General features: G+C 42.8%; 8 protein-coding genes. All 8 read left to right on the top strand.

Going from position 1 to position 13048, the window contains the following annotated elements; genetic code table 11:
- Positions 1–102: 102 nt before the first annotated feature.
- Positions 103–597, top strand: coding sequence for a 50S ribosomal protein L10 (gene rplJ / locus DC53_RS12665; RefSeq protein ID WP_007378452.1), 495 nt, complete (start codon positions 103–105; stop codon positions 595–597).
- Between the two features lie 74 nt (positions 598–671).
- Positions 672–1034: a 50S ribosomal protein L7/L12 gene (rplL, locus tag DC53_RS12670; protein ID WP_002958882.1), complete on the top strand. Its 363-nt coding sequence runs from the start codon at positions 672–674 to the stop codon at positions 1032–1034.
- A gap of 272 nt (positions 1035–1306) precedes the next feature.
- Positions 1307–5332, top strand: coding sequence for a DNA-directed RNA polymerase subunit beta (gene rpoB, locus DC53_RS12675; protein WP_033029134.1), 4026 nt, complete (start codon positions 1307–1309; stop codon positions 5330–5332).
- Positions 5333–5436: 104 nt separating this feature from the next.
- The gene (gene rpoC, locus DC53_RS12680) at positions 5437–9612 is read left to right on the top strand and encodes a DNA-directed RNA polymerase subunit beta' (RefSeq protein ID WP_008133458.1); all 4176 of its coding nucleotides are present in this window, start codon (positions 5437–5439) and stop codon (positions 9610–9612) included.
- 194 nt (positions 9613–9806) lie between these two features.
- The gene (gene rpsL / locus DC53_RS12685) at positions 9807–10181 is read left to right on the top strand and encodes a 30S ribosomal protein S12 (RefSeq protein WP_002958885.1); all 375 of its coding nucleotides are present in this window, start codon (positions 9807–9809) and stop codon (positions 10179–10181) included.
- Positions 10182–10278: 97 nt separating this feature from the next.
- The gene (rpsG, locus tag DC53_RS12690) at positions 10279–10749 is read left to right on the top strand and encodes a 30S ribosomal protein S7 (RefSeq protein ID WP_010555004.1); all 471 of its coding nucleotides are present in this window, start codon (positions 10279–10281) and stop codon (positions 10747–10749) included.
- A gap of 27 nt (positions 10750–10776) precedes the next feature.
- Positions 10777–12891, top strand: coding sequence for an elongation factor G (gene fusA / locus DC53_RS12695; protein WP_007378455.1), 2115 nt, complete (start codon positions 10777–10779; stop codon positions 12889–12891).
- Positions 12892–12953: 62 nt separating this feature from the next.
- On the top strand, positions 12954–13048 hold a 95-nt coding region (locus DC53_RS21655), incomplete at its 3' end, for a GTP-binding protein (protein ID WP_021032652.1).

Genomic DNA, 13048 nt, shown 5'->3' with positions numbered 1-13048 from the left:
TCTGGCTCTCGCCGTAAAAAGCATCTCTACTTTGTTTGGTAGGGAAGAGTAAAACAGGGGAATCCGATAATCGGTATCCCCATTAAACCAGGAGTAACACCCATGGCTTTAAATCTTCAAGGCAAAAAAGCAATAGTTGCTGAAGTCAACGAAGCAGCCAATGGTGCTCTATCTGCAGTTGTTGCAGATTCTCGTGGTGTAACAGTTGGCGCAATTACTGCCCTTCGTAAAGAAGCTCGTGCAAACGGTGTTTGGATGAAAGTTGTCCGTAACACTTTAGCAAAACGTGCTCTTGAAGGAACAGATTTTGAGTGTCTTTCTGATTCATTTGTTGGTCCAAGCTTAATCGCTTTCTCATCAGAGCACCCAGGTGCTGCTGCGCGTATCTTTTCAGATTTCGCGAAAAAGAATGAGAAATTCGAGATAAAAACGGCCGCTTTTGAAGGAAATGTTGTTAATGCAGCAATGCTTGCTACATTACCTACATACGATGAAGCTGTTGCACGCTTAATGAGTGCTATGAAAGAAGCGTCTGCTGGCAAATTGTGTAAAACAATTGAAGCAGTACGTCTACAGAAAGAAGAGCAAGCTGCTTAATTTTAAGCTGTTTAATCACTTTCGGTGTAAAATTTATTTGGACGTAATGTCCGTTAATTATTAGGAAATTTGTAATGTCTGTATCTAAAGACCAAATCCTTGACGCAATTGCTGAAATGTCAGTAATGGACGTTGTTGCTCTTATCGAAGCAATGGAAGAAAAATTCGGCGTAACAGCTGCAGCTGCAATGGTAGCTGGTCCAGCTGCTGAAGCTGCTGAAGAGAAAACAGAATTTGACGTAATCCTTACTGGCGCTGGCGCTAATAAGGTTTCTGCAATCAAAGCTGTTCGTAGCGCAACTGGCCTTGGCCTTAAAGAAGCGAAAGCTCTTGTTGAAGCTGCTCCTACACCTGTTAAAGAAGGTGTATCTAAAGAAGAAGCTGAAGCACTTGCAAAAGATCTTACTGAAGCTGGTGCTGAAGTTGAGGTTAAGTAATTTAGCTTTTGCTAAGTTCGCTGCCTGAGAAATCAGGCAAGGGCTGGTGATTATTTAATCACCGGCCTTTTTGCGCTATAGAGTGATCCACTCTTTTAGTTCAAATAAAATCTGATTTTTTCTTTACTTTCAACGCTTTATAGTTTGCTAGTGTTAAAGTGGGATCTAATTAGAACAACAGTTAAATGTTGTAAAAATCTTGGCATAGCTGCCAGTTAAGTCTGTTCTTACAAGAACAGGTCGGGTCAAAGATCAGCAAGCTGAGGAACCCCATGGCTTACTCTTATTCTGAAAAGAAACGTATCCGTAAGGATTTTGGTAAACGTCCACAAGTTTTGGATATACCTTTTTTACTGTCTACACAGTTAGAATCGTTTAAAAAATTCTTAGTGCCGGACGCTGATGGCGATCATGGTTTGGAAGCTGCCTTCCGTTCTGTGTTCCCTATTAAAAGCTACTCGGGAAATTCTGAGCTTCAATACGTAAGTTATCGTATTGGTGAGCCAGTTTTCGATGTAAAAGAATGTCAAATTCGCGGTGTGACTTATTCTGCTCCACTTCGCGTGAAACTGCGTCTTGTTGTTATGGACAAAGAAGCTCCAGGCACAGTTAAAGACATTAAAGAGCAAGAAGTTTACATGGGCGAAATTCCGCTCATGACCGATACCGGTACCTTTGTAATCAATGGTACAGAGCGTGTTATCGTTTCTCAGCTACACCGTAGCCCTGGTGTATTCTTTGATAACGACCGCGGTAAAACTCATTCATCAGGTAAAGTATTATATAACGCACGCGTTATTCCTTACCGTGGTTCATGGTTAGACTTCGAATTTGATGCAAAAGATAACTTATATGTACGTATTGACCGTCGTCGTAAATTACCGGCGTCTATCATCCTACGTGCACTTGAGTACTCTAGTGAAGAAATCCTAGAAATCTTCTTCGACAACACGACGTTTGAAGTAGCTGACGGTAAAGTTCTTATGGAACTTGTGCCTTCGCGTTTACGTGGTGAAACTGCCGCTTTTGATATCAAGAGCGAAGACGGTGAAGTATTTGTTGAAAGCGGTCGTCGTGTTACGGCTCGCCACATCAAGAGCATCGAGAAGAAAGGCATTAACCGCCTAGAAGTACCTCATGAGTACATTATTGGCCGTATTATAGCTAAAAACTACGTTGACGAGTCAACGGGTGAAGTTATAGCAAGCGCGAATGATGAACTAACTCTTGAGCTAATGGCTGAATTGGTTAAAGCTGGTTACACTAAAATTGATACGTTATATATCAATGAAGTGGACAGCGGTGCTTACATGTCAAATACATTGAATATTGACTCTTCAAGCAGCCGTTTAGAAGCACTAGTAGAAATTTATCGCATGATGCGCCCAGGCGAGCCACCGACGAAAGACGCGGCTGAAGCCTTATTCCAGAACTTATTCTTCTCTGAAGAACGTTATGACTTATCTACTGTAGGTCGTATGAAGTTCAATAGCCGTGTTGGTTACGATACAGACACAGGCCCAGGCACATTAAGCAAAGAAGACATCGTGTCTGTTATGAAAGTATTAATTGCTATTCGTAACGGTCAAGGCGATGTTGATGATATCGATCACTTAGGCAACCGTCGTATACGTAGTGTTGGCGAAATGGCTGAGAACCAATTCCGTGTTGGTCTAGTACGTGTAGAGCGTGCTGTACGTGAGCGTTTAAGCTTAGGTGACCTTGACGCAATAATGCCACAAGATCTTATTAACGCTAAGCCTATTTCGGCTGCTGTTAAAGAGTTCTTCGGCTCGTCTCAGTTATCACAGTTTATGGACCAAAATAACCCACTATCAGAAGTTACGCACAAACGTCGTATTTCTGCATTAGGTCCGGGCGGTCTAACTCGTGAACGTGCAGGCTTTGAAGTACGTGACGTTCACGTAACTCACTATGGTCGCGTATGTCCAATCGAGACTCCTGAGGGTCCAAACATCGGTCTAATTAACTCATTGTCTACGTACGCACGTACAAATGACTACGGTTTCTTAGAAACACCTTACCGTAAAGTGGTAGACGGTGTTGTAACTGATGAAGTTGATTACCTATCAGCCATTGAAGAAGGTCAGTTTGTTATCGCACAGGCGAATTCAAACTTAACTGAAACCAATGAGTTTGTAGATGAACTTATTCCATGTCGTCACAAAGGTGAATCTACCTTTATGGGTCGTATGGATCAGCAATATATGGATGTATCACCACAACAGGTGATCTCTGTAGCGGCAGCACTTATCCCGTTCCTAGAACACGATGATGCTAACCGTGCATTGATGGGTTCAAACATGCAACGTCAAGCAGTACCAACATTGAAAGCGGATAAGCCGTTAGTAGGTACAGGTATTGAGTTAACACTAGCGAAAGATTCTGGTGTTACTATCGTTGCAAAACGTGGTGGTGAAGTAATGTATGCTGACGCAAGTCGCATCGTTGTAAACGTACATGAAGAAGAACGCGTTCCTGGCGAAGCGGGCATCGACATCTACAACTTAACCAAATACACACGTTCTAACCAAAATACATGTATTAACCAAAAACCAACTTGTATGGTTGGCGAACCGGTTACTCGTGGTGACGTGTTAGCAGATGGTCCTTCGACTGACTTAGGTGACTTAGCCCTTGGTCAAAACCTTCGCGTGGCATTCATGCCATGGAACGGTTATAACTTCGAGGATTCAATCTTACTATCAGAGCGCGTAGTTGAAGAAGATCGTCTAACGACTATCCATATTCAAGAACTACAGTGTGTTGCCCGTGATACTAAATTAGGTCCTGAAGAGATCACTGCAGATATCCCGAACGTGGGTGAATCTGCACTAGGCAAGCTTGATGAATCAGGTGTTGTTTATATTGGTGCTGAAGTTAAAGGCGGCGATATTCTAGTAGGTAAAGTGACTCCTAAAGGCGAGACACAGCTGACACCTGAAGAGAAGCTTCTACGAGCTATCTTCGGCGAAAAAGCGTCTGACGTTAAAGACAGCTCTTTACGTGTACCAAATTCTGTAACTGGTACTGTAATTGACGTACAAGTCTTCACCCGTGATGGTGTTGAAAAAGACAAACGTGCGTTAGAAGTTGAAGATATGCAGCTTCGCGAAGCGAAGAAAGACTTCAACGAAGAGTTCCGTATTTTAGAAGCTGGCGTTTTAGGACGTGCTCGCAAGTTACTTGTTGATGCAGGCTTCGAAGAAGAGAAACTAACGTCACTGAATGCTGAAAAACTACTTACTCAAAGCCTTGCACAAGAAGACAAGCAGGCTGAACTTGAGCAACTAGCTGCACAGTACGATGAGCTTAAAGCTGAATACGATAAAAAGTTTGAAAATAAACGTCGTAAAATTACCCAAGGTGATGACTTAGCACCAGGCGTACTTAAGATTGTTAAAGTATACCTTGCTGTTAAACGTCGTATTCAACCAGGTGATAAAATGGCGGGTCGTCATGGTAACAAAGGTGTTATCTCGACTATCGTACCAGTAGAAGATATGCCTTACGATGATAAAGGTCGTACGGTAGATATCGTATTGAATCCACTAGGTGTACCATCACGTATGAACATCGGTCAGATCCTTGAAACACATATGGGTCTAGCTGCACGTGGTATCGGTGAACGTATTGAAGAAATGATGAAAGAGCAACGTGAGCTTCATGAGCTACGTGAATTCATCAAGCAAGCCTACGAAATTGGTGAATCTCGCCAAGTAGTAGATATTGCTAGCTTCACTGATGACGAAATTCGTCGTCTAGCTGAAAACTTAAAAGGTGGTTTACCAATTGCTACTCCTGCATTTGATGGCGCGAAAGAAAGCGAAATCAAAGACATGCTTGAGCTTGGTGGATATCCTCGAAGTGGTCAGGTTACACTTTATGATGGCCGTACTGGCGATCAGTTTGAACGTCAAGTAACTGTAGGTTACATGTACATGCTTAAACTTAACCACTTGGTTGATGATAAGATGCACGCACGTTCTACTGGTTCTTACAGCCTTGTTACTCAGCAGCCGCTGGGTGGTAAAGCACAGTTCGGTGGCCAGCGTTTTGGTGAGATGGAAGTATGGGCACTTGAAGCTTACGGTGCTGCTTACACTCTACAAGAAATGCTAACAGTGAAATCGGATGACGTGAACGGTCGTACTAAGATGTATAAAAACATCGTTGATGGTAACCATAAAATGGAACCAGGTATGCCAGAATCGTTCAACGTATTGTTGAAAGAAATCCGCTCACTGGGTATCAACATCGAGTTGGAAGAAAATTAAGCCAATTAGGTGCTGCAGTTAACGCTGCAGCATCTGTTACGGCTGAATAGAATGTAGGGACGAGATTACCCGTCCTCAAGATTAACTCCGACAGGAGAGCTAAGGTGAAAGACTTACTTAAGTTTCTGAAGCAACAAAATAAGACCGAAGAATTCGATGCAATTCGCATTGGTCTTGCTTCACCAGACATGGTTCGTTCATGGTCATACGGTGAAGTAAAGAAACCTGAGACTATTAACTACCGTACTTTCAAGCCTGAGCGCGATGGCTTATTCTGTGCCCGTATTTTCGGCCCAGTGAAAGATTATGAGTGTTTATGTGGTAAATATAAACGCCTTAAACACCGTGGTGTGATCTGTGAGAAGTGTGGCGTTGAAGTTACACTAACTAAAGTGCGACGCGATCGTATGGGTCATATTGACCTTGCGAGCCCAGTTGCACATATATGGTTTTTAAAATCATTACCGTCACGTATTGGCTTAATGCTAGATATGACGCTTCGTGATATTGAACGTGTTCTTTACTTCGAATCATTCGTAGTGACTGAGCCTGGTATGACAACGCTTGAGCGTGGTCAACTATTAGGTGAAGAAGAATACCTAGATGCACTAGAAGAGCACGGTGATGAGTTTGAAGCGAAGATGGGTGCTGAAGCAGTTTTAGACTTGCTTCGTGAACTTGATCTTGCTCAATTAATTGCTGAGATGCGTGAAGAGTTACCAACAATTAACTCTGAAACTAAGCGTAAAAAAATCACTAAACGTCTTAAGTTAATGGAATCGTTCCACCAATCAGGTAATAACCCTGAGTGGATGATCATGACAGTACTTCCAGTATTGCCACCTGATCTACGTCCATTAGTACCATTAGACGGTGGTCGTTTTGCGACATCTGATCTAAATGACCTTTACCGTCGTGTTATTAACCGTAATAACCGTCTTAAACGTCTACTAGATTTAGCAGCACCAGACATTATTGTACGCAACGAAAAACGTATGTTACAAGAAGCGGTAGATGCGCTACTTGATAACGGTCGTCGTGGTCGTGCAATTACAGGTTCTAACAAACGTCCTCTTAAATCTCTTGCTGATATGATCAAGGGTAAGCAAGGTCGTTTCCGTCAGAACTTACTTGGTAAGCGTGTAGATTATTCAGGCCGTTCTGTAATTACAGTAGGTCCTACACTTAAGCTTCACCAATGTGGTCTTCCTAAGAAGATGGCACTTGAGCTATTCAAACCATTCATCTATGGCAAACTAGAGCGTCGCGGCATGGCTACGACGATCAAAGCAGCTAAGAAAATGGTAGAACGTGAAGTTCCGGAAGTATGGGATGTACTTGACGAAGTAATTCGTGAACATCCGGTATTACTTAACCGTGCACCAACACTTCACCGTTTGGGTATCCAAGCGTTTGAGCCTGTGCTTATCGAAGGTAAAGCGATTCATTTGCATCCATTAGTATGTGCGGCGTACAACGCCGATTTCGATGGTGACCAAATGGCGGTACACGTACCGTTAACAATCGAAGCGCAGCTTGAAGCTCGTGCATTGATGATGTCAACAAACAACATTCTATCTCCTGCGAATGGTGAGCCAATCATCGTTCCTTCACAGGATGTTGTATTGGGTCTTTATTACATGACTCGTGACCGCATTAACGCTAAAGGCGAAGGCGCGATATTTAAAGATCCAAAAGAAGCAGAAAAAGCATACCGCAGTGGCAATGCAGACCTTCACGCAATCGTGAAAGTACGTATTAGCCAATCAGTTAAAAACGAAGATGGTGTAGTAGAAGATACTATTACTGTTATCGATACAACTGTCGGTCGTGCAATTTTGTCTCTAATTTTACCAACTGGTATGCCGTTTGCGTCAATCAATCAGCCGCTTGGTAAAAAGCAGATTTCTAGCTTATTGAATGAGTGTTACCGTCGTCTAGGCCTTAAAGACACTGTTGTGTTTGCTGACCAAGTTATGTACACCGGTTTCCATTATGCAATGAAGTCAGGTGTTTCTATCGGTATTGATGACTTAGTTATCCCACCGGTTAAAGCACAGATAATTGAATCAGCTGAAGCTGAAGTTACTGAAATCAACCAACAATTCCAATCAGGTCTTGTAACGGCTGGTGAAAAGTACAACAAAGTTATCGATATCTGGTCACGTGTTAACGAAAACTTATCACGTGAAATGATGTCTAACTTGTCGAAAGACACAGTTATCAATGCAAAGGGTGAAGAAGTAGAGCAACCGTCATTTAACTCAGTGTTTATGATGGCCGACTCAGGTGCTCGTGGTAGTGCTGCACAGATTCGTCAGTTGGCGGGTATGCGTGGTCTAATGGCACGTCCAGATGGTTCAATCATCGAGACTCCAATCACAGCTAACTTCCGTGAAGGTCTAAACGTACTTCAGTACTTCATCTCAACGCATGGTGCGCGTAAAGGTCTTGCCGATACAGCACTTAAAACAGCAAACTCGGGTTACCTAACGCGTCGTCTAGTAGACGTTGCACAAGATTTGGTAATCAATGAAGATGACTGTGGCACAGAAGATGGCTTAACAATGAAACCGCTTATTGAAGGTGGTGATGTTGTAGAAGCGCTTCGCGAACGTGTTTTAGGTCGTGTTGTTGCTGAAGATATTGTAATTCCAGGTACTAATACAGTGCTTGTTGAACGTAATATCATGCTAGACGAAAAACTGTGTGATCTTTTAGAAGAACATTCAGTAGATGAAGTTCGCGTACGTTCTGTTATCACTTGTGATAATGACTTTGGTGTTTGTGCTAACTGTTACGGTCGTGACCTAGCACGTGGTCATATCATCAACGCTGGTGAATCAGTAGGTGTTATCGCAGCACAGTCAATCGGTGAGCCAGGTACACAGCTTACGATGCGTACCTTCCACATCGGTGGTGCAGCATCTAGAGCGTCTGCAGAAAATAATGTACAAGTTAAAACTAACGGTACGTTAAAACTGCATAACTCTAAATATGTATTAAATACAGACGATAAGATTGTTATTACTTCGCGTTCAACGGAAATTACTATCATCGATAGTCATGGCCGTGAGAAAGAGCGTTATAAAGTACCTTACGGTGCGGTATTAACAGTTAAAGATAATGCAGAAGTTCAAGGTAACGACATCGTTGCTACTTGGGACCCGCATAGTCACCCAATCGTTCTTGAGCATAAATCAAAAGTATCGTTCAGCGATATTGATGACTCAAATACTGAAGCACAGACTGATGAACTAACTGGTTTAACCCGTGTAGTTGTTAAAGACCTTGCTAAAGTAAATACGAAAGAACCAAAGCTTATCATCGAAAGTGAAGAGCGCGGCTTGCAAGAAACACGTCTTCCTTCATTCACAACGATTGAAGTAATTGACGGCGTTACAGCAAACCCAGGTGACGTGTTAGCACGTATTCCGCAAGAAGGTTCGAAAACTCGTGATATCACGGGTGGTCTACCACGCGTAGCCGACTTATTTGAAGCTCGTAAGCCAAAAGATCCAGCTATATTAGCTGAAGTAACTGGTACAATTAGCTTCGGTAAAGAGACTAAAGGTAAGAAGCGTTTAGTTATTACTCCACCAGAAGGTGATCATTACGAAGAAATGATTCACAAGTGGCGTCAACTTAACGTGTTTGAAGGTGAGCAAGTGTCTAAAGGTGAAGTTATCGCCGATGGTCCTGAATCACCACATGACATCTTACGCTTACGTGGTGTGACTCATGTTGCTAACTACATCGTTAACGAAGTGCAAGAGGTTTACCGTTTGCAAGGCGTTAAGATCAATGACAAGCACATTGAAACAATTATCCGTCAAATGTTACGTAAATGTACCATTATACACGGTGGTGATACTGACTTCTTAGCTGGTGAACAAATCGAAGTGGCGCGCGTTAATATCGCAAACCGTGACCTTGAAAAACAAGGTAAGATCCCAGCTAAGTTTGAAATCCAATTAATGGGTATCACAAAAGCATCACTAGCAACAGAATCTTTCATCTCTGCAGCGTCTTTCCAAGAGACAACACGTGTTCTTACAGATGCGGCAGTGAATGGTAAGAGCGATGAGCTTCGCGGTCTTAAAGAAAACGTAATTGTGGGTCGTTTGATCCCAGCCGGTACCGGTTTTGCGTATCATCAAGAACGTATGGCTCGCCGTAAACAAAGCAAAGTAGTCGTAGAAGAGCAAACAGTAAGTGCAGAAGAGGCAACTCAAGCACTTACAGACGCTCTAAATGCTGATTTGTCTGGAAATCAATAAACTGTTCTTAATCAATAGATTAAGTAATCGTAAGGCAGTTATATGCTGTCTTGCGATTAGTTTAGGTTGACAGGTTAAACTTTGCTCATTAAAATTCCGCCACCCATTTACTTGTGTGCTTAATGCAGGCTCGTAAATAAAGGGCGGATTTTTTATTTTTTTCAGTAGTAATTTTAATTTCAGGAGCTATTTAAATGGCAACTATTAACCAGCTAGTGCGTAAGCCACGCCGTAGCAAGGTTACGAAAAGTAACTCAGCTGCACTAAAAGCGTGTCCGCAAAAGCGCGGTGTATGTACTCGCGTATATACAACTACACCTAAGAAACCAAACTCGGCGTTACGTAAAGTAGCACGTGTACGTTTAACTAACGGTTTCGAAGTAACTTCATACATTGGCGGTGAAGGTCATAACCTTCAAGAGCATAGTGTAATCCTAATCCGTGGTGGTCGTGTTAAAGATTTACCAGGTGTGCGTTTTCACACTGTTCGTGGTGCACTTGACTGTGCAGGCGTTAGCGATCGTCGTCAAGCTCGTTCTAAATACGGTGCAAAACGCCCTAAAGGGTAATTGTATTCCGTTAGTAAGGCCAAGCACTAAATATTTATAATTATTGTTTTGGGTGATTGACTCGAAAGAGCAAACCTGAATAAACCGGAGATACAAAATGCCTAGAAGACGCGTAATCGGTCAACGTAAAATTCTTCCAGATCCTAAGTTCGGATCGGAACTTCTTGCTAAATTCGTTAACATCGTGATGTTAGACGGCAAGAAATCTACTGCTGAAAAAATTGTTTATGGTGCGCTAGACGTGGCTGCTGAGAAATCAGGCAAGTCGCACCTAGAAATCTTTGAAACTGCACTTGATAACATCCGCCCACAGGTAGAGGTTAAATCTCGCCGTGTTGGTGGTTCAACTTATCAAGTACCAGTTGAAGTACGTCCAGTTCGTCGTAACGCATTAGGTATGCGTTGGTTAGTAGACGCTGCACGTAAGCGTGGCGAAAAATCTATGGGCTTACGTTTAGCTCAAGAAATCGTTGACGCTTCTGATAATAAAGGCACTGCGGTTAAGAAACGTGAAGACGTTCACCGTATGGCTGAAGCGAATAAAGCATTCGCTCATTACCGTTGGTAATCTGTCTTTAACCTTTAAGAGGATCATATGGCACGTACAACTCCACTTGAGCGCTATCGTAATATAGGTATTGTTGCTCACGTAGATGCAGGCAAAACCACCACAACAGAACGTGTTCTGTTCTACACGGGTCTTTCTCATAAGATCGGTGAAGTACATGATGGCGCTGCAACTATGGATTGGATGGAGCAGGAACAAGAGCGTGGTATCACAATCACTTCTGCTGCAACAACGTGTTTTTGGAAAGGGATGGATGCTCAATTTGACGCCCATCGTATCAATATTATTGATACTCCAGGACACGTAGATTTCACTATCGAAGTAGAGCGTTCTTTACGCGTACTAGATGGTGCGGTAGTTGTTCTTTGTGCTTCATCTGGTGTACAGCCGCAAACTGAGACAGTTTGGCGTCAAGCGAACAAATACGAAGTTCCGAGAATGATCTTCGTAAATAAAATGGATCGCACGGGCGCTGACTTCTTAGCTGTGGTTAGCCAGGTGAAATCTCGTCTTGGAGCAACGCCTGTTCCAATTCAGTTGCCTGTAGGCGCTGAGGACGACTTTAAAGGTGTTATTGACCTTATAAAAATGAAAGTGATTAACTGGAACGAAGCGGACCAGGGTATGACTTTCTCTTATGAGGCAATACCGGCAGAGCTTCTGGAATTGGCTGAAGAATGGCGCTCTCATTTAGTTGAAAGCGCTGCTGAAGCCTCAGAAGAACTAATGGATAAATACTTAGAAGGTGAAGAGTTAAGTGAAGCAGAAATTAAAAATGCTTTACGTCAACGAACATTAGCTAATGAGATTGTTCCAGTTACTTGTGGTAGCGCATTTAAAAACAAAGGCGTTCAAGCTGTGCTTGATGGCGTTGTTGAATATATGCCGTCACCAGAACAAGTGAAACAAATCCAAGGTATCTTAGAAAATGGTACTGAGGAAGAGCGTCCGGCTAATGATAAAGCGCCGTTTGCTGCACTCGCTTTTAAGATTGCAACAGACCCGTTTGTTGGGACTTTGACCTTTTTCCGTGTTTACTCTGGTACTGTTAAACAGGGTGACACGGTATATAATCCAGTAAAAAGTAAGCGTGAGCGACTTGGCCGTATCGTACAGATGCATTCAAACTCTCGTGAAGAGATCAAAGAAGTTTTCGCAGGCGACATCGCGGCAGCTATTGGTCTTAAAGACGTAACAACAGGTGAAACACTGTGTGATCCGAATTCTATTATTACGCTTGAGCGTATGGAATTCCCTGAACCAGTAATCTCTATTGCGGTTGAGCCTCGCACTATAGCTGACCAAGATAAGATGGGTATCGCGCTAGGAAAACTAGCTGCTGAAGACCCTTCTTTTCGCGTACAAACTGACGAAGAATCAGGCCAGGTTATAATCTCTGGCATGGGTGAACTTCACCTAGATATCATCGTCGACCGTATGAAACGTGAATTCAGTGTTGAATGTAACGTTGGTAAGCCGCAGGTCTCATACCGAGAAGCTATTCGTTCAACTGTTGAAGTTGAAGGGAAGTTTATACGTCAGTCAGGTGGTCGTGGCCAATATGGACACGTTTGGATTAAACTTGAACCGATGGATATCACGGATGATGAGTCACCAATTTACGAGTTCGTTAACGAAACCGTAGGTGGTTCTGTTCCTAAAGAGTTCGTCCCTGCGGTAGACAAAGGTATCCAAGAGCAAATGTCTCAAGGTGTACTGGCAGGCTACCCATTACTTGGCGTTAAAGCGACTTTATATGATGGTTCATTCCATGATGTAGATTCGAATGAAATGGCATTTAAAATAGCAGGTTCACTGGCAATGAGAGATGGGGCGCTTAAAGCTAACCCTGTACTTTTAGAACCAGTAATGAAGGTTGAAGTACTCACTCCTGATTCAAATATGGGTGATGTAGTTGGCGACTTAAACCGTCGTCGCGGCATAATCGAAGGCATGGAAGATGCATTAGGTGGGCTTAAGCAAATTAATGCGCAAGTTCCTCTTTCTGAAATGTTTGGTTATGCGACTGCTTTACGATCTGCAACTCAGGGCCGTGCCTCATACTCTATGGAGTTTGTGAAGTACGCTGAAGCCTCTAAAAATGTTGCAGATACAATAATTTCAGCTCGCGCTGTTATATAATTTTAGCTTGTCTGGCTCAATAGTGAGTCAGGCTTTAATTTCTTTATTAGGAATTTTTTAAGATGGCAAAAGAAAAGTTTGAACGCGTAAAACCGCACGTAAACGTTGGTACAATCGGCCACGTTGACCACGGTAAAACTACACTAACTGCAGCAAT

Source organism: Pseudoalteromonas fuliginea (genome assembly GCF_000690055.1).
Taxonomy (GTDB): domain Bacteria; phylum Pseudomonadota; class Gammaproteobacteria; order Enterobacterales; family Alteromonadaceae; genus Pseudoalteromonas; species Pseudoalteromonas fuliginea.
The sequence above is the reverse complement of the archived record's forward strand: the minus strand, read 5'-3'. Positions and strand labels throughout refer to the sequence as shown.